This window comes from Pseudomonas sp. NFX15, from assembly GCF_049132105.1.
In the GTDB taxonomy this organism is placed as follows: Bacteria; Pseudomonadota; Gammaproteobacteria; order Pseudomonadales; family Pseudomonadaceae; genus Aquipseudomonas.
Genome location: NZ_JAFMPV010000023.1, coordinates 18,490 through 35,223 on the forward strand (window position 1 = coordinate 18,490; position 16,734 = coordinate 35,223).

The window sequence follows — 16,734 nt, forward strand, 5'->3', positions numbered from 1 at the left end:
AGATGCGATGAATGCACCCCTGATAGCATTCGGCCCGATCAAGGCCGTGATATTCGACATGGACGGCTTATTGCTCGATACCGAGGGCATCTACACCGAAGTCACGTCCATCATCGCCGCGCGCTACGGCCGGACGTTCGACTGGAGCATCAAGCAGAACATCATTGGCCGGGGCGCGGCGGATCTGGCGCGCTATGTGGTGCAGGCACTGGATTTGCCGATCACCGCCGAGGAGTTTCTACTGGTCCGCGAACCGCTGATGCGCGAACGTTTTCCTACAGCGCAAGCGATGCCAGGCGCACAGCAATTGGTACGGCATCTGAAGGACAACAACATTCCCATCGCCGTGGGCACCAGCTCGTCGAGCCAGTCGTTCGGCCAGAAAACCACCTTGCATCGCGATTGGTTTGCCTTGTTTGACTTCGTTGTCACCGCCGACGACCCCGAGGTAGGCGCAGCCAAACCTGCACCGGATATATTCCTGACCGCAGCGCGGCGCCTGGGTGTGGCACCTGAGGATTGCCTGGTATTCGAGGATTCGCCCTTTGGCGTGACGGCGGCGAAAGCGGCGGGGATGACGGCGATTGCGATCCCGGATGCGGCCATGGCCGATGCCAAGTACGCACACGCCGATGGCATTCTTCGTACGTTGAAAGCGTTCGAACCGCACGCTTGTGGCCTACCGGCGCTTGAGTGGACCTGAGACAAAACAATGTGGGAGCCTGCTCGCGAAGGCGGTGGGCCAGACAACATTAATAGTGTCTGAACCACTGTTTTCGCGAGCAGGCTCGCTCCCACATTGTGCATTGCATTTAGGGCATCAGGCGCCGAAGCCACCGTCGATGGTCAGGCTGGCACCGGTGATGTAGCCGGCTTCAGGGCTGACGAGGTAGGCGACGAAACTGGCGATCTCTTCGGCCTTGCCATAGCGGCCCACCGCCATCATCGGGATCAGGCTTTGCGCAAAGTCACCGTCGGCCGGGTTCATGTCGGTGTCGACCGGTCCCGGTTGTACGTTGTTGACGGTGATGCCCTGGGGGCCAAGATCGCGGGCCAGGCCTTTGGTCAAGCCGACCAGGGCGGACTTGCTCATGGCATACGGGCCGCCACCGGCGAAGGGCATGCGATCGGCGTTGGTGCTGCCGATGTTGATGACGCGACCGCCTTCGGTCATGCATTTGGCCGCGGCCTGGGTGGCAACGAACACGCTGCGTACGTTGATGGCCAGGGTCTGGTCGAAGTCCTCGAGCTTGAACTCCGCCAGCGGTGCAACCGCCAGTACGCCCGCATTGTTGACCAGGATGTCCAGGCGGCCAAAAGCTTCTACCGTGGCGGACACGGCACCGCGGATCGCTTCGGCGTCGGCGCTGTCGGCCTTGATCGCCAGGGCTTTGCCGCCCTCGGCAGTGATGCTGTTTTGCAGTTCTTCGGCCTTGGCCGTCGAGCTGACATAAGTGAAGGCAACGGTCGCGCCTTCAGCAGCGAGGCGTTTGACGATGGCGGCACCGATACCGCGGGAACCACCTTGAATCAATGCCACTTTGCCGCTGAGGTTTTGAGTAGTCATGTCGGTCTCCAAGTGCCGAGGCGAGATGTCTCGGTTGATGGAGCCTAGTACTGATTCGCGATTGCGCGCCACGCTCCCTCAGGATCTACGTCGTATGACGGTACGATGAACGGCTCGCCCGCGATGAGCGATAACCCGGCCTAACGGGCAAACCGTGCCGGCCAGCCAATGATGTTTTTCGGTCGCGGTGTTGCATAGGTCCGCACTTTTGACGTCGACAATCCGAGCCGCACCAGGGACTCGGCAATGGTCACCGCCGCCGTCACGCCGAACGGGGATTCAGAAGGGGGTGGCGAGGAAAGGCAGGCGCGGGGATGTAACTTTTTAGGCGTAGAAACAAAAAGTGCACGCAGGAATGGCACCGATGGTGACATTCGTGTGTACACATTTTTTGTAGGAGCGAGCTTGCTCGCGATGCTCGTTAATGAACGCTGTAAACCTGACACCCTATGGCGTTCTCGGGTTTATCGCGAGCAGGCTCTCTCCTACAGGGGGTTAGGCGTTCGATTTGCTGATGATATTTCCCGCATGCAGCCCGCATTCTTTCTGCGTGGCTTCTTCCCACCACCAACGACCTTCGCGCTCATGCTGGTTGGGCAGGACAGGACGGGTGCAGGGTTCGCAGCCGATGCTGATGAAACCGCGTTCGTGCAGGCTGTTGTACGGCAACTCCAGCATGCGGATGTAGCCCCAGATTTCTTCGCTGGTCATCTGCGCCAGCGGGTTGAACTTGTACAGGGTGCGTTCCGGGGTGGAGAAAGCGGTGTCGATTTCCATCACCGCCACGGCGCTGCGGGTGCCGGGGCTTTGGTCGCGGCGCTGGCCGGTGGCCCAGGCTTTCACGCTGGACAGCTTGCGGCGCAGCGGCTCGATCTTGCGAATGCCGCAGCATTCGCCGTGACCGTCCTTGTAGAAACTGAACAGGCCCTTTTCCTTCACGAACGGTTCAAGTTTCGTGTAGTCCGGCGACACCAGTTCGATGTCGATCTTGTAGTGCTCGCGCACCTGATCGATAAAACGGTAGGTCTCGGGGTGCAAACGCCCGGTGTCGAGGCTGAACACCTTGACGTTCTTGTTCAGCTTCCAGGCCATGTCCACCAGCACCACATCCTCGGCACCGCTGAAAGATATCCACAGGTCATCGCCGAACTCGGCGAACGCGAGTTTCAGGATGTCCTCGGCGGATTTGTTGGCATAGGTCGTGGCGAGTTCCACGACGTCGAACGTTGGGCTCATCAGGGCGGCTTCCTACAGGTCGGTGGCGCTGGGCGCTCTATAGGGGGGCGATGGTAACAAAAAGCTGCACGCGCCGGGGCATCCTCTGCGTTGCGCCGGGAGGCTCGAATCGCTAGAGTTCGGCAGTCTTTTTGCTTGCTCGACTCAATAATCAATACAAATGGGAGTGTCTTGTGGAAATTGCCTGTCTGGATCTTGAAGGTGTGCTGGTTCCGGAAATCTGGATCGCCTTTGCCGAAAAAACCGGGATCGAATCCCTCAGGGCCACCACCCGGGACATTCCCGACTACGACGTGCTGATGAAGCAGCGCCTGCGCATTCTCGACGAGCACGGCTTGAAGCTCTCCGACATTCAGGAAGTGATCGCCACGCTCAAGCCGCTGGACGGCGCTATCGAGTTCGTGAACTGGCTGCGCGAGCGCTTCCAGGTGGTGATCCTGTCAGACACCTTCTACGAGTTCTCGCAGCCGCTGATGCGTCAACTGGGCTTCCCGACCTTGCTTTGCCACCGTCTGATTACTGACGACACCGGGCGAGTGACCAGCTATCAGTTGCGTCAGAAAGATCCCAAGCGTCAGTCGGTCCTGGCCTTCAAGAGCCTGTACTACCGGGTGATTGCGGCGGGGGATTCGTACAACGACACCACCATGCTGGGTGAGGCCGATGCCGGGATTCTGTTCCATGCGCCGGACAATGTGATTGCCGAGTTCCCGCAGTTCCCGGCGGTGCACACGTTCGAGGCGTTGAAGCAGGAGTTCATCAAGGCTTCGAACCGTACCTTGAGTTTATAGTCGTCTGAAAGGACGCCTTCGCTGGCAAGCCAGCTCCTACAAGATAACAGTGATCCCTGTAGGCGCCGGCTTGCCGGCGAAGCTTTTAAAGTCCTTGCAGGGTATCGAGCAACACCTTCACCTTGGTAATCGACTCCTGGTACTCAGCCTGCCACTGCGAGTCCGCAACAATCCCGCCGCCACCCCAGCAGCACACCTGCCCATCCTTGACCAGCAAGCTGCGAATGGCGATGGAGCTGTCCATCTCGCCGCGCACGTCCAGATACAGCAACGAACCGCAGTACAGCCCGCGTCGGGTCGACTCCAGCTCATCGATGATTTGCATGGCGCGAATTTTCGGTGCGCCGGTGATCGAGCCACCGGGGAAGCTGCCAGCGATCAGGTCCAGGGCATCGCGCTCATCCGCCAGTTCACCGGTGACGCTGCTCACCAGGTGATGCACGTTCGGGTAACTTTCCAGGCTGAATAATTCCGGTACCCGCACTGAACCGATGCGGCAGGTACGCCCCAGGTCGTTGCGCAGCAGGTCGACGATCATCAGGTTTTCGGCACGGTCCTTGGGGCTGGCCAGCAATTCGGCGGCGTTCTGTGTGTCTTGCTCAGGCGTCGGGCCCCGCGGGCGTGTGCCCTTGATAGGACGGGTTTCCACCTGGCGCTGGCTGACTTTGACGAAGCGTTCCGGTGACAGGCTGAGCACGGCGGCGCCATCGGGCAGGCTCTGGAAACCGGAAAACGGCGTAGGGCATGCCGCCCGCAGTGCGCAATAGGCGGCCCACGGATCACCCAGGCAGGGCGCGCGAAAGCGTTGGGCGAAGTTGACCTGGTAACAGTCGCCGGCCTGAATGTAGTGCTGGATACGCTCGATGGCCTGGCGGTAGTCGTCAGCGCTCAGGTCGGCCGTCATCGGGCTTTGCAGCTTGAAGGGCGTGACCGCTTCCGTGGAGGGTCGGCTGAACAATTCGATCAAGCGCTGACGCTCGCTGGCTGGCAGCGTCGGGTGGAACACCAGTTGGCTGGTCTGCGAATGATGGTCGCTGATCAACGCCCAGGCGTACACGCCGAAACGTGCGTCGGGTAATTGCAGGTCGTCCCGTGCCTGGCTCGGCAGGCGTTCAAGGTGTCGGCCGAAGTCGTAACTCAGGTAGCCGATGAGTCCACCCGCAAACGGTAACTCATGGGTGGCTGGCAGCGTCGCTTCGCCCAGTCGTGTCAGGTTGGCGCGCAGACGTTCAAGGAACGCCTCGCCACTTTCGTCCGGCGCTACCGTCAGTTGTTCCAATGGCCAGGCGCTGAGCAAGTCATAGCGTCCGCGATCGGCGCTGGGGCGGCCGCTGTCGAGCAGCACGGCGCCTGGTGCATGACGGATCGCCGCGAAGTAGTCGGCGGGGTTGGCACAATAGGGCAGCGGGTGTACAGAACAGGTCAACATGGGTGGGGGAAATCAGCCATCGAGGCGGGGTGGCGATTGTAGTCCCCTCGGGGCATTGCTCCTAGAGGGGATTGGCAGGTTGGAGACATTGGTGGCTGGGAGTCCGTCTTCGCTGGCAAGCCAGCTCCTACAGTATTGATGTCGACAGCGCAGTGCCCGTACGACGCAATCCCTGTAGGAGCTGGCTTGCCAGCGAAGGCCACAACTGGGTCTCGGATCAGCCCTCAACCGCAGGAATATGCCCAAACATCTCCTGCACAAACGCCACGCGCTCTTCGACGGTTTCGGCCACGCCCCGCGTCTTGAGGTCTTCCAGCCGAGCTTCCACCGCATGGGTGCGGTGCGTCAGGCCGCAGTCATTGGCAATCTGGATGTTCAGGCCCGGCCGGGCGTTGAGTTCAAGAATCAACGGGCCTTTCTCCTGGTCCAGGACCATGTCGACGCCGATGTAGCCCAACCCGCACAACTCATAACAGCCGGCGGCGAGTTTCATGAAACCGTCCCAGTAGGGCAGTTGCACGCCATCCACCGCGTTGGTGGTGTCCGGGTGTTTGTTGATGATGTTGTTCAGCCAGGTGCCGCGCAGGGTCAGGCCGGTGGCCAGGTCCACACCGACGCCGATGGCGCCCTGGTGCAGGTTGGCCTTGCCGTTGGACTGGCGCGTCGGCAGGCGCAGCATGGCCATGACCGGGTAGCCCATCAGCACGATAATGCGAATGTCCGGCACGCCTTCATAGCTGATGCTCTTGAAGATCTGGTCCGGGGTCACGCGGTATTCGATCAGGGCCCGGTCGCGGTGGCCGCCGAGGGAATACAGGCCGGTGAGGATGCTGGAGATGTGGTGCTCCAGCTCTTCGTGGGCAATGATTTTGCCCGACACCGTGCGATAGCGACCCTCGAAGCGGTCGGCCACCACAATGATGCCGTCACCGCCAGCGCCTTGTGCCGGTTTGATCACGAAGTCGTTGCGCCCGCCGATGATCTTGTCGAGGTTGTCGATTTCCTTTTCGGTGGAAATGATCCCGTAGAGTTCCGGCACATGAATGCCGGCGGCGATGGCGCGCTCCTTGGTGATGATCTTGTCATCGACAATCGGGTACAGGCTGCGCTTGTTGTACTTGAGCACGTAGTCTGCGTTGCGCCGATTGATGCCCATGATGCCCTGGGCGTCCAGGGCCTTCCAGGTCTTCCAGAAGCCGAACATCAGGCGTCAGCCTTTTTCAGGAAGGCCTTGAAACGCACCAGTTCGGTCAGGCGGTAGCCGCGATAACGCCCCATCGCCAGCATGAAGCCCACCAGGATCAGCAGGATCGCCGGGAACGTGAACACGAAGTACACCAGTTCCGGCACGGTCATGATCAGGTGCGCCAGGGACGCAGCGAACAGCGTGCCGATGGCCACTTTCATGGCATGCCCGCCACCACGTTCTTCCCAGGTGATCGAGAGGCGCTCGATGGTCATGGTCAGGATCACCATCGGGAACAGCGCCACCGACAGGCCGCGCTCCAGGCCGAGCTTGTGGCTGAACAGGCTGATCGCCGCGATCAGCACCACCACGAAGGTCAGCACCACCGACAGCCTCGGCAGCATTTGCAGCTTCAGGTGTTCGAGGTAGGAGCGCAGCGACAGGCCCAGCGCCGTGATGATGGTAAACAGCACGATGCCGAAGCCGAGCTGGGTTTCGCGAAAGGCCAGGGCGATCAGCACCGGGGTAAAGGTGCCCAACGTCTGGATACCGATCAGGTTGCGCAGGATCAGGATCACCAGCACACCGATCGGGATCATCACCATGATCATGAAGGTCTGCTGGGTTTGCAGCGGCAGGCCGTACAGCGAGTATTCGAGGAAGTTGGCGTCGGTGTTTTCGTCGGTCAGCTTGGCCAGGCGAATGGCGTTCATTTCGCTGTTGTTCAGGCTGAAGGTCACGTTGGCTTTCTTGCCACCGTCGACGGTGATCAGGTTTTCATCGCCGGTCCACCACAGCAGGCGGTCGGTTGGCAGGCCCTGTTCGCCGGTTTCCGGGTTGAAGTACAGCCAGTCGGTACCGTTGAAACTGCGCAGCCACAGTTCCGGTGTTTGCGGCTGGTCGGCGACCAGGCGGATGGTGTGCACTTTTTCGATCGGCACGTGGGCGATGGACAGCAGCAATTCGACGATTTTAGCCTTGTGTGCGGTGGTGGGGTCACCGGCCAACAGCAGTTTCACGTTGTCGTCGTTGAGATTGTTGACACGCTTGATGGCTTCGCCGACGAAAGTCTCGACGTCGGCCGAGTGCTGGCGAATCGGGGCGAGCAGGGCTTCGGCGGCGATTTTTTCCGGGCCTTCGATGGCTATGCTGTCGCGGAAGGTCGGGCCTTTGATCTTGGCTTTTTCGCCGGAATAACGCTTGGTCAGCACCAGGCGGTAATACAGCGTCTGGTTGCCCTTGGCCCGGCGCGCCGACCAGGTGACCTTGCGGTTGCCGTCGACGCGGTTCACGGCCACGCCATAGTTGTTGGAGATGAAGCTCTCGTTGAGGCTGACGAAGTCGCGGCTCAGCGGCGGCACGAACATCTGGATCTTCACCGGATCCTTGGCACTGGCGACGAACTCGACCTTGGCGTCGATGTTCCACAGGTCGTCGGTGGCGTCTTCGGTCACAGGGATGCCCAGCACGAAGATCTGATAGGCCGTAACTGAAATGCCCAGCACCACCAGGATGGCGATCAGCAGTTTCAGATGTAGGTTAAGAGCGCGCATTTAAATTACTCGGCGGTATGAGCGTCGGCGGTGCAGGCAGGTTTGCCGGCAGCATATTTAAGGCTGGGGTCGACCAGCGCATCGAAGCGCTTGAGGGCTTCGGAACCAATCAGGAGCGGGTACTGGAAGGCGCTGCGGTCGGTCAGGTTGACTTCGATGCTGCGCAGGGCCGAGCCCATGCAAATGTCGAGTTCGATCACCGGACGGGCCGTGTATTTCTTGCCTTCTTCGGGGTCGTAGTCGCCGGCGCGGCGCTTGATCTTGCTGACACGGGCCAGCGGGCGCTCGATCGGGTGCGAATGGGCGGCGTCGATGGCCAGGTAAAAGCGCACCCACGATTCGCCATTGCGTTTGAAGCGCTTGATATCGCGGGCACTCAGGGATGCGGTTTTCGCCCCGGTGTCGAGTTTGGCCGCCACTTCCAGGTCGATGCCGTTGAGCGAGGCGTATTCATTCAGGCCGTACACGGTTTTTTCCCCGGCGATGGCGAAGCCGGGCAGGCAAAGGCAATAAAGGAAGGTGGGGAAGGGCTTGAGTCTCATAAATCCTGGTGCGCAGCGGTCCGACTTGATTCAAGGCCCTGGCATCGCTGCGCAAGCTCCCTCGTATGCCTATCAGGGTTTTATGACAGGCAGTGCAGATGTGACAAACAAATGCGGGCGGCATTCTAGCACGGTGGAATGTTGGCGCCAGCGCTGGCCGGTGGCTATAAACAGGCAGGTTGCTTCGTTATGGTGCAACCGGTTATCAGAAGATTGTCGACAATATCGATTTATCCTTTGACTGCATCGCCTGTTTTCGTTAGTTTTTGCGGCACTGGCTTACAAGGTGTCGACAATATGCTGGATCAACTCGATCCCCCGGTTTCTACGCAAGACGATACGGAGACGCTTTCCGAAAACGTCTTCCGCCGCATTCAGGCGGCAATCGTCAAGGGCGATATCGCGCCGGGCAGCAAAATCTCCGAACCGGAGCTGGCGCGCACCTACGGCATCAGCCGCGGCCCGTTGCGCGAGGCCATCCACCGTCTGGAAGGCCAGCGTTTGCTGGTGCGCGTGCCGCATGTCGGCGCACGCGTGGTGTCGCTCAATCACGCCGAACTGATCGAGCTCTACGAAATTCGCGAATCCCTCGAAGGCATGGCCTGTCGCCTGGCAGCCGAGCGCATGAGTGTCGAAGAAATCGACGAGTTGCGCCGGGTGCTGGAAACCCACGAGCGCGACGAGGCGTTCCAGGCCGGTCGTGGCTATTACCAGCAGGAAGGCGATTTCGACTTCCACTACCGAATCATCCAGGGCAGCGGCAACCGCACGCTGACCCAAATGCTCTGCGGCGAGCTGTATCAACTGGTGCGCATGTACCGCATCCAGTTTTCCACCACGCCCAATCGCCCGCACCAGGCGTTCGCCGAGCACCACCGCATTCTCGATGCCATCGCCGACCGTGACGGTGAACTGGCCGAGTTGTTGATGCGCCGCCACATCGGCGCCTCCAAACGTAATATCGCCCGTCACTACCAGGACGGCGTTAACCCGACAGCCAAACGAGGTGAGTCATGAGTTTGAACAAGAGCACACCAGGCCAGCGTTTCCGCGATGCGGTCGCCAGCGAGCATCCATTGCAAGTGGTCGGCGCGATCAACGCCAACCACGCCCTGCTGGCCAAGCGCGCCGGTTTCAAAGCGATCTACCTGTCGGGTGGCGGGGTGGCTGCTGGCTCCCTCGGCCTGCCGGACCTGGGCATCACCGGCCTGGATGACGTCCTGACCGACGTGCGCCGTATCACCGACGTGTGCGACCTGCCGTTGCTGGTGGATGTGGACACCGGTTTCGGTTCCTCGGCGTTCAACGTCGCTCGCACCGTCAAGTCGATGATCAAGTTTGGCGCGGCGGCGATTCACATCGAAGATCAGGTCGGCGCCAAGCGCTGTGGCCACCGTCCTAATAAAGAGATCGTGACCCAGCAGGAAATGGTCGACCGCATCAAGGCCGCCGTCGATGCGCGCACCGACGACAGCTTCGTGATCATGGCCCGTACCGACGCCCTGGCGGTGGAAGGCCTGGAGTCCGCCCTGGATCGCGCGGCTGCCTGCATCGAGGCTGGTGCCGACATGATTTTCCCGGAAGCCATCACCGAACTGGACATGTACAAGCTGTTCGCCAACCGCGTGAAAGCGCCGATCCTGGCCAACATCACCGAATTCGGCGCGACCCCGCTGTACACCACCGAGCAACTGGCCGGTGCCGATGTATCGCTGGTGCTGTACCCGCTGTCGGCCTTCCGCGCCATGAACAAGGCGGCGGAAAACGTTTATACCGCGCTACGCCGCGATGGCACCCAGGCGAATGTCATCGACACCATGCAGACGCGCATGGAGCTTTACGATCGCATCGACTACCACACCTTCGAGCAGAAGCTCGATGCGTTGTTCGCTGCGAAGAAGTAATCAAACCCTGTACCTGTAGGAGCGAGCCTGCTCGCGATGGACGTCAACGATTACGCGATGTCCCTGATGCATCGAGGTGTGTCGTCCACCTTCGCGAGCAAGCTCGCTCCTACAGGTTTCTCTGACAAATTCAAGAAAATTGGAGACAGCAATGGCCGAAGCAAAAGTACTCAGTGGCGCCGGGCTCCGTGGCCAGGTTGCCGGGCAAACCGCACTGTCCACCGTGGGCCAGTCGGGTGCAGGTCTGACCTATCGTGGTTACGACGTTCGCGAACTGGCGGCTGACGCACAGTTTGAAGAAGTCGCCTACCTGCTGCTGTACGGCGAACTGCCAAGCAAAGCACAACTGAGCGCCTACATCGCCAAGCTGAGCAAGCTGCGCGACCTGCCGCAAGCGCTCAAAGAAGTGCTGGAACGCATCCCCGCCGACGCCCACCCGATGGACGTGATGCGCACCGGCTGCTCGTTCCTGGGCAACCTGGAACCCGAGAACAACTTTTCCGAGCAACACGACAAGACCGACCGCCTGCTGGCTGCCTTCCCGGCGATCATGACCTACTGGTATCGCTTCAGCCACGAAGGCAAGCGCATCGAGTGCGTGAGCGACGAACAGTCCATCGGCGGCCACTTCCTGCACCTGCTGCACGGCAAGAAGCCAAGCGAGCTGCACGTCAAGGTGATGAACGTTTCGCTGATTCTGTACGCAGAACACGAATTCAACGCCTCGACCTTCACCGCCCGTGTTTGCGCCTCGACCCTGTCCGACCTGTTCTCGTGCATCACCGCTGCCATCGGTTCCCTGCGTGGCCCGCTGCACGGTGGCGCCAACGAAGCGGCGATGGAAATGATCGAGCGCTTCAGCTCGCCTGAAGACGCCATCCAAGGCACCCTCGGCATGCTCGAGCGCAAGGACAAGATCATGGGCTTCGGCCACGCGATCTATAAGGACAACGACCCGCGCAATGAGGTGATCAAGGGCTGGTCGAAGAAACTCGCCGACGAAGTGGGCGACAAGGTGTTGTTCCCGGTTTCCGAAGCTATCGACAAGACCATGTGGGAACAAAAGAAACTGTTCCCGAACGCCGACTTCTACCATGCCTCGGCGTACCACTTCATGGGCATTCCGACCAAGTTGTTCACACCGATTTTCGTCTGCTCGCGCCTGACCGGCTGGGCGGCCCACGTGTACGAACAACGCGCCAACAACCGCATCATCCGTCCAAGCGCCGAATACACCGGCGTTGAACAGCGCAAGTTCGTACCCATCGAACAACGCTGAATGGTGGCGGCCAGCGCCGGTTACCGGTTGAACCGGTGACCCTGTAGGCGCTGGCTTGCCAGCGAAGACGATTGGTCATTCAACCTTGATGTTGACTGATCCACCGCATTCGCTGGCAAGCCAGCTCCTACAAGAGGTCCGCTCAGGATCCTGTGCCAGGCCCCGCCTTTTGTAACTACCGTGACCGAGTCCTGACGATGAACACACAATTTCGTAAATCGCTGCCCGGCAGCCACCTGGATTACTTCGATGTTCGCGCAGCGGTCGAGGCGATCCAGCCTGGCGCCTACGACACCCTGCCGTACACCTCCCGTGTGCTGGCGGAAAACCTTGTGCGTCGCTGTGACCCGGCCACGCTCACCGAATCCCTGAAGCAATTCATCGAACGCAAGCGCGACCTCGACTTCCCGTGGTTCCCGGCTCGCGTGGTGTGCCACGACATTCTCGGCCAGACCGCACTGGTCGACCTCGCCGGCCTGCGTGACGCCATCGCCCTGCAAGGTGGTGACCCGGCGCAAGTCAACCCGGTCGTGCCGACGCAACTGATCGTCGACCACTCCCTGGCCGTCGAGCGCGGTGGCTTCGATCCGCAGGCGTTCGAGAAGAACCGCGCCATCGAAGACCGTCGTAACGAAGACCGTTTCCACTTCATCAACTGGACCAAGAAGGCGTTCAAGAACGTCGACGTGATCCCGCCGGGCAACGGCATCATGCACCAGATCAACCTGGAGAAAATGTCTCCGGTGATCCAGGTGCGTGACGGCGTCGCGTTCCCTGACACCTGCGTCGGGACCGACAGCCACACCCCGCACGTCGATGCGCTGGGCGTGATCGCCATCGGTGTCGGTGGTCTGGAAGCCGAAAGTGTGATGCTCGGCCGCGCATCGTGGATGCGCCTGCCGGAAAGCGTGGGTGTCGAACTGACTGGCAAGCTGCAACCGGGCATCACCGCCACCGACATGGTGCTGGCGCTGACCGAGTTCCTGCGCAAGCAGAAAGTGGTCGGTGCATGGCTGGAGTTCTTCGGTGAAGGTGCTTCGGCCCTGACCCTGGGCGACCGCGCCACCATCTCCAACATGGCGCCGGAATACGGCGCCACCGCGGCGATGTTCTACATCGACCAGCAGACCATCGACTACCTCAAGCTCACCGGTCGTGAAGACGAGCAGGTGCAGTTGGTCGAAAACTACGCCAAGACCACAGGCCTGTGGGCTGACAGCTTGAAAGGCGCGCAATACGAGCGTGGCCTGACGTTCGACCTGTCCTCGGTCGTGCGCAACATGGCCGGCCCGAGCAATCCGCACGCCCGCGTTGCGGTGTCGGATCTGGCCGCCAAAGGCATCTCCGGCCAATGGGACGACGTACCGGGTCAAATGCCCGACGGCGCCGTCATCATTGCCGCCATCACCAGTTGCACCAACACCAGCAACCCGCGCAACGTGATCGCCGCCGGCCTGCTGGCGCGCAACGCCAACAAGCTCGGCCTGACCCGCAAGCCATGGGTCAAGTCGTCTCTGGCGCCAGGTTCGAAAACCGTCGCGCTGTACCTCGACGAGGCCGGCCTGACCGATGAGCTGGACAAGCTCGGTTTCGGCGTCGTGGCCTTCGCCTGCACCACCTGCAACGGTATGTCCGGCGCACTGGACCCGGTGATCCAGCAAGAAATCATCGACCGCGACCTGTACGCCACGGCCGTGTTGTCAGGCAACCGTAACTTCGACGGCCGGATCCACCCGTACGCCAAGCAAGCGTTCCTCGCTTCGCCACCGTTGGTAGTCGCTTACGCCATCGCCGGCACCATCCGTTTCGACATCGAAAAAGACGTGCTGGGCGTGGTCGACGGCAAGGAAATCCGCCTGAAAGACATCTGGCCGAGCGACGAAGAAATCGACGCAGTGGTCAAGGCGTCGGTGAAGCCGGAGCAGTTCCGCCAGGTCTACATCCCGATGTTCGCCATCCACGAAGACACCGGCCCGAAAGTCGCGCCGCTGTACGAATGGCGCGAAATGAGCACCTACATCCGCCGTCCGCCGTACTGGGAAGGCGCGCTGGCCGGCGCGCGTCCGCTCAAGGGCATGCGCCCACTGGCGGTGCTGCCGGACAACATCACCACCGATCACCTGTCGCCCTCCAACGCGATCATGCTCGACAGCGCCGCCGGCGAATACCTGGCGAAAATGGGCCTGCCGGAGGAGGACTTCAACTCCTACGCGACTCACCGTGGTGACCACCTGACCGCGCAGCGCGCGACCTTCGCCAACCCGAAACTGTTCAACGAAATGGTTCTGGAAAACGGCAAGGTCAAGCAGGGTTCGCTGGCCCGCGTCGAGCCGGAAGGCCAAGTGATGCGCATGTGGGAAGCCATCGAAACCTACATGGACCGCAAGCAGCCGCTGATCATCATCGCCGGCGCCGACTACGGTCAGGGCTCGTCCCGCGACTGGGCAGCCAAAGGCGTACGCCTGGCCGGTGTGGAAGCGATTGCCGCCGAAGGTTTCGAGCGTATCCACCGCACTAACCTGGTGGGCATGGGCGTGTTGCCGCTGGAATTCAAGCCGGGTACCAACCGCCACACCCTGGCCATCGACGGCAGCGAAACCTACGACGTGATTGGTGATCGCACACCTCGCGCCGAGCTGACGCTGGTGATCCATCGCAAGAACGGCGAGCGCGTCGACGTGCCGGTGACCTGCCGCCTCGACACCGCCGAAGAGGTGTCGATCTACGAGGCCGGCGGCGTGCTGCAACGTTTTGCCCAGGACTTCCTCGAAGAGTCGGCGGTTGCCGTTTAAGACACGCTTTGCAGACACGGGACCTTGAGTCCCGTGTCTGTTTTAAAGGAAGGAGTAACAAGCATGGCTCACGTAGCTCAGATCAAGATTCCCGCGACCTACATGCGCGGCGGCACCAGCAAAGGCGTGTTCTTCAGCCTGAAGGATTTACCTGAAGCAGCCCAGGTCCCAGGCCCGGCCCGCGATGCTTTGTTGTTGCGCGTGATCGGCAGCCCGGACCCGTACGACAAGCAAATCGACGGCATGGGCGGCGCGACCTCCAGCACCAGCAAAACCGTGATCTTGTCGAAAAGCATTAAGGTCGACCACGACGTCGATTACCTGTTCGGTCAGGTGTCGATCGACAAGCCTTTCGTGGACTGGAGCGGCAACTGCGGCAACCTGTCGGCGGCCGTCGGTTCGTTCGCGGTCAGCAATGGTCTGGTCGATGCCAGCCGTATCCCGCACAACGGCGTGGCGGTGGTTCGTGTATGGCAAGCCAACATTGGCAAGTCCATCATTGCCCACGTGCCAATCACCAACGGTGAAGTGCAGGAAACCGGCGATTTCGAACTTGACGGCGTGACCTTCCCGGCGGCCGAAGTGCAGATCGAGTTCCTCGATCCGGCGGCGGAAGAAGAGGGCGGCGGCGGTTCGATGTTCCCCACCGGCAACCTGGTCGATGACCTGGAAGTACCCGGTGTCGGCACCTTCAAGGTGACCATGATCAATGCCGGCATCCCGACGATTTTCGTCAATGCCGAAGACATCGGCTACAAGGGCACCGAGTTGCAGGGCGCAATCAACGGCGATCCAAAAGCCTTACTGATGTTCGAGACCATTCGTGCCTACGGCGCCTTGCGCATGGGCCTGATTTCCAACGTCGACGAAGCGGCCAAGCGTCAGCACACGCCGAAGGTGGCGTTCGTGGCCAAGCCGGCGGACTACGTTTCGTCCAGCGGCAAAGCCATTGCGGCAGGCGATGTCGACCTGCTGGTGCGTGCGCTGTCCATGGGCAAGCTGCATCACGCCATGATGGGCACCGCGGCCGTCGCCATCGGCACGGCGGCCGCGATCACCGGCACGCTGGTGAACCTCGCGGCGGGCGGTATCGAACGCAACGCGGTACGTTTCGGCCACCCGTCCGGCACCTTGCGCGTCGGCGCCGAGGCCAGCCAGGTCGACGGTGAATGGGTGGTGAAGAAAGCCATCATGAGCCGCAGTGCGCGGGTGTTGATGGAAGGGTTCGTGCGCGTGCCGGGCGACTCGTTCTGATCAACGCAGCACTTGTAGGAGCAAGCTTGCTCGCGACGGTTTGCCAGTTGCATTGATGTCCACTGACACACCATCGCGAGCAGGCTCGCTCCTACACTGGATTCGGACCCATCCACAATAAACTGTAGGAGCGGGCTTGCCCGCGAAGAAGCCGGAACAGGCGCTGGAGATTACTTGAACCGCCGCTCCACACCTTTCTCCACGAGAATCTTCGCGGAGATCTCTTCCACGGAAAAATGCGTGGAATTGATGTGCGGAATGTTTTCGCGGCGGAACAGGTTCTCGACCTCGCGCACCTCGAACTCGCACTGCGCGTAGCTTGAGTAACGGCTGTTGGGCTTGCGCTCGTTGCGGATCGCCGTGAGACGGTCCGGGTCGATGGTCAGGCCGAACAGCTTGTGCTGGTGGGCGCGCAGGGCGGCCGGCAGTTGCAGGCGCTCCATGTCATCTTCGGTCAGCGGGTAGTTGGCTGCGCGAATGCCGAATTGCATGGCCATGTACAGGCAGGTCGGGGTCTTGCCGCAGCGCGACACGCCCACCAGAATCAGGTCGGCCTTGTCGTAATAGTGCGTGCGGGCGCCGTCGTCGTTGTCGAGGGCGAAGTTAACGGCCTCGATACGCTCCATGTAATTGGTGTTGGCACCGATGGAGTGGGATTTGCCCACGGTGTAGGAAGAATGCTCGGTCAGCTCCTGTTCAAGCGGCGCCAGGAACGTCGAGAAAATGTCGATCATGAAACCATTCGAAGTCGCAAGAATCTCACGAATGTCCTGATTGACGATGGTGTCGAAGATAATCGGACGAAAGCCGTCGGTTTCGGCGGCTTTGTTGATTTGTTGTACCATGGCCCGCGCTTTGTCCACGTTGTCGATATACGGCCGCGTGACTTTGCTGAAGGTAATGTTTTCGAACTGCGCCAGAAGGCTTTGACCCAGGGTTTCGGCGGTAATGCCGGTGCCATCGGAGATAAAGAAAGCAGATCGTTTCATTTGCACCTTGGGCCTTAAGCTAGTGACGAATCTTGGATATGATAGGCGCGATTTGCCGGCCGCCAATGGCCCGCATTCTCACTTATTTTCCAGGTCCAGGCCATATAGCCGGCAAATGCTCACTTAAGCAGCCGGTTTCTGAGCTTTTCCAACACAGTTAGTGGAGAGATCACCTTGGTAGAGTACGTAGTTTCCCTCGACAAGCTCGGCAA

Annotated in this window: 14 protein-coding genes and 1 pseudogene; 7 read left to right on the forward strand and 8 right to left on the reverse strand. The window is 60.7% G+C overall.

Annotation, left to right across the window (positions count from 1 at the left end):
* Nucleotides 1-7: 7 nt before the first annotated feature.
* Nucleotides 8-703 (forward strand): HAD-IA family hydrolase, encoded by a 696-nt coding sequence (locus J1D76_RS21260; RefSeq protein ID WP_421140321.1) that lies wholly within the window; start codon nucleotides 8-10, stop codon nucleotides 701-703.
* A gap of 117 nt (nucleotides 704-820) precedes the next feature.
* Here J1D76_RS21260 and J1D76_RS21265 read toward each other — a convergent pair whose 3' ends face one another.
* The 3 genes and pseudogenes from J1D76_RS21265 to J1D76_RS21275 all read right to left on the reverse strand — a co-directional run bounded on the left by J1D76_RS21265 (nucleotide 821) and on the right by J1D76_RS21275 (nucleotide 2,803).
* Nucleotides 821-1,567 carry a 3-oxoacyl-ACP reductase family protein gene (locus J1D76_RS21265; RefSeq protein ID WP_421140322.1) on the reverse strand — a complete coding sequence of 249 codons (747 nt, stop codon included), beginning with the start codon at nucleotides 1,565-1,567 and terminating at the stop codon, nucleotides 821-823.
* A gap of 140 nt (nucleotides 1,568-1,707) precedes the next feature.
* Nucleotides 1,708-1,836 (reverse strand): annotated as a pseudogene (locus J1D76_RS21270) (Asp/Glu/hydantoin racemase); the annotation flags it as partial.
* Nucleotides 1,837-2,062: 226 nt separating this feature from the next.
* Nucleotides 2,063-2,803 (reverse strand): phosphoadenylyl-sulfate reductase, encoded by a 741-nt coding sequence (locus tag J1D76_RS21275; RefSeq protein ID WP_421140323.1) that lies wholly within the window; start codon nucleotides 2,801-2,803, stop codon nucleotides 2,063-2,065.
* 173 nt (nucleotides 2,804-2,976) lie between these two features.
* Between J1D76_RS21275 and thrH the strand changes: the two genes are divergently transcribed.
* A complete protein-coding gene (gene thrH / locus J1D76_RS21280) occupies nucleotides 2,977-3,594 on the forward strand; it encodes a bifunctional phosphoserine phosphatase/homoserine phosphotransferase ThrH (protein ID WP_421140324.1) in 618 nt (205 codons plus the stop codon).
* Nucleotides 3,595-3,679: 85 nt separating this feature from the next.
* Here the strand turns inward: thrH and pabB are convergent, their stop codons facing one another.
* The 4 genes from pabB to J1D76_RS21300 all read right to left on the reverse strand — a co-directional run bounded on the left by pabB (nucleotide 3,680) and on the right by J1D76_RS21300 (nucleotide 8,304).
* A complete protein-coding gene (gene pabB, locus J1D76_RS21285; RefSeq protein ID WP_421140325.1) occupies nucleotides 3,680-5,023 on the reverse strand; it encodes an aminodeoxychorismate synthase component I in 1,344 nt (447 codons plus the stop codon).
* Between the two features lie 217 nt (nucleotides 5,024-5,240).
* Nucleotides 5,241-6,227 carry an alpha-L-glutamate ligase-like protein gene (locus J1D76_RS21290; RefSeq protein WP_421140326.1) on the reverse strand — a complete coding sequence of 329 codons (987 nt, stop codon included), beginning with the start codon at nucleotides 6,225-6,227 and terminating at the stop codon, nucleotides 5,241-5,243.
* Nucleotides 6,227-7,762 (reverse strand): inactive transglutaminase family protein, encoded by a 1,536-nt coding sequence (locus J1D76_RS21295; protein ID WP_421140327.1) that lies wholly within the window; start codon nucleotides 7,760-7,762, stop codon nucleotides 6,227-6,229. The genes J1D76_RS21290 and J1D76_RS21295 overlap by 1 nt, the downstream gene beginning before the upstream one ends.
* Nucleotides 7,763-7,767: 5 nt before the next feature.
* Complete coding sequence (locus tag J1D76_RS21300) at nucleotides 7,768-8,304, reverse strand: ATP-dependent zinc protease (RefSeq protein WP_421140328.1); 537 nt, start codon at nucleotides 8,302-8,304, stop codon at nucleotides 7,768-7,770.
* 297 nt (nucleotides 8,305-8,601) lie between these two features.
* On the opposite strand from J1D76_RS21300, the gene J1D76_RS21305 reads away from it, so the two are divergent.
* From J1D76_RS21305 to prpF, 5 genes are all read left to right on the forward strand, one after another.
* Nucleotides 8,602-9,321, forward strand: coding sequence for a GntR family transcriptional regulator (locus J1D76_RS21305; RefSeq protein ID WP_421140329.1), 720 nt, complete (start codon nucleotides 8,602-8,604; stop codon nucleotides 9,319-9,321).
* Entirely contained in the window at nucleotides 9,318-10,208 is an 891-nt protein-coding gene (gene prpB, locus J1D76_RS21310) for a methylisocitrate lyase (RefSeq protein WP_274073170.1), read from the forward strand. Before J1D76_RS21305 ends, prpB begins: the two co-directional genes overlap by 4 nt.
* Nucleotides 10,209-10,359: 151 nt before the next feature.
* Nucleotides 10,360-11,487 (forward strand): bifunctional 2-methylcitrate synthase/citrate synthase, encoded by a 1,128-nt coding sequence (prpC, locus tag J1D76_RS21315; RefSeq protein ID WP_421140330.1) that lies wholly within the window; start codon nucleotides 10,360-10,362, stop codon nucleotides 11,485-11,487.
* Nucleotides 11,488-11,684: 197 nt separating this feature from the next.
* The gene (gene acnD / locus J1D76_RS21320; RefSeq protein WP_421140331.1) at nucleotides 11,685-14,279 is read left to right on the forward strand and encodes a Fe/S-dependent 2-methylisocitrate dehydratase AcnD; all 2,595 of its coding nucleotides are present in this window, start codon (nucleotides 11,685-11,687) and stop codon (nucleotides 14,277-14,279) included.
* Between the two features lie 63 nt (nucleotides 14,280-14,342).
* Nucleotides 14,343-15,533, forward strand: a complete 1,191-nt coding sequence (gene prpF, locus J1D76_RS21325) for a 2-methylaconitate cis-trans isomerase PrpF (protein WP_421140332.1) — start codon at nucleotides 14,343-14,345, stop codon at nucleotides 15,531-15,533.
* A 170-nt stretch (nucleotides 15,534-15,703) separates the two neighbouring features.
* Here prpF and ppsR read toward each other — a convergent pair whose 3' ends face one another.
* A complete protein-coding gene (gene ppsR, locus J1D76_RS21330; RefSeq protein ID WP_421140333.1) occupies nucleotides 15,704-16,522 on the reverse strand; it encodes a posphoenolpyruvate synthetase regulatory kinase/phosphorylase PpsR in 819 nt (272 codons plus the stop codon).
* Nucleotides 16,523-16,734: the final 212 nt, after the last annotated feature.

Excerpts from the sequence above, each read along its gene's own strand:
- J1D76_RS21300 (WP_421140328.1), bottom strand. The coding sequence starts at position 8,304 with ATGAGACTCAAGCCCTTCCCCACCTTCCTTTATTGCCTTTGCCTGCCC.
- J1D76_RS21260 (WP_421140321.1), top strand. The coding sequence starts at position 8 with ATGAATGCACCCCTGATAGCATTCGGCCCGATCAAGGCCGTGATATTC.
- prpC (WP_421140330.1), top strand. The coding sequence starts at position 10,360 with ATGGCCGAAGCAAAAGTACTCAGTGGCGCCGGGCTCCGTGGCCAGGTT.
- J1D76_RS21265 (WP_421140322.1), bottom strand. The coding sequence starts at position 1,567 with ATGACTACTCAAAACCTCAGCGGCAAAGTGGCATTGATTCAAGGTGGT.
- prpB (WP_274073170.1), top strand. The coding sequence starts at position 9,318 with ATGAGTTTGAACAAGAGCACACCAGGCCAGCGTTTCCGCGATGCGGTC.
- acnD (WP_421140331.1), top strand. The coding sequence starts at position 11,685 with ATGAACACACAATTTCGTAAATCGCTGCCCGGCAGCCACCTGGATTAC.
- J1D76_RS21275 (WP_421140323.1), bottom strand. The coding sequence starts at position 2,803 with ATGAGCCCAACGTTCGACGTCGTGGAACTCGCCACGACCTATGCCAAC.
- J1D76_RS21305 (WP_421140329.1), top strand. The coding sequence starts at position 8,602 with ATGCTGGATCAACTCGATCCCCCGGTTTCTACGCAAGACGATACGGAG.
- pabB (WP_421140325.1), bottom strand. The coding sequence starts at position 5,023 with ATGTTGACCTGTTCTGTACACCCGCTGCCCTATTGTGCCAACCCCGCC.
- ppsR (WP_421140333.1), bottom strand. The coding sequence starts at position 16,522 with ATGAAACGATCTGCTTTCTTTATCTCCGATGGCACCGGCATTACCGCC.
- prpF (WP_421140332.1), top strand. The coding sequence starts at position 14,343 with ATGGCTCACGTAGCTCAGATCAAGATTCCCGCGACCTACATGCGCGGC.
- J1D76_RS21290 (WP_421140326.1), bottom strand. The coding sequence starts at position 6,227 with ATGTTCGGCTTCTGGAAGACCTGGAAGGCCCTGGACGCCCAGGGCATC.
- J1D76_RS21295 (WP_421140327.1), bottom strand. The coding sequence starts at position 7,762 with ATGCGCGCTCTTAACCTACATCTGAAACTGCTGATCGCCATCCTGGTG.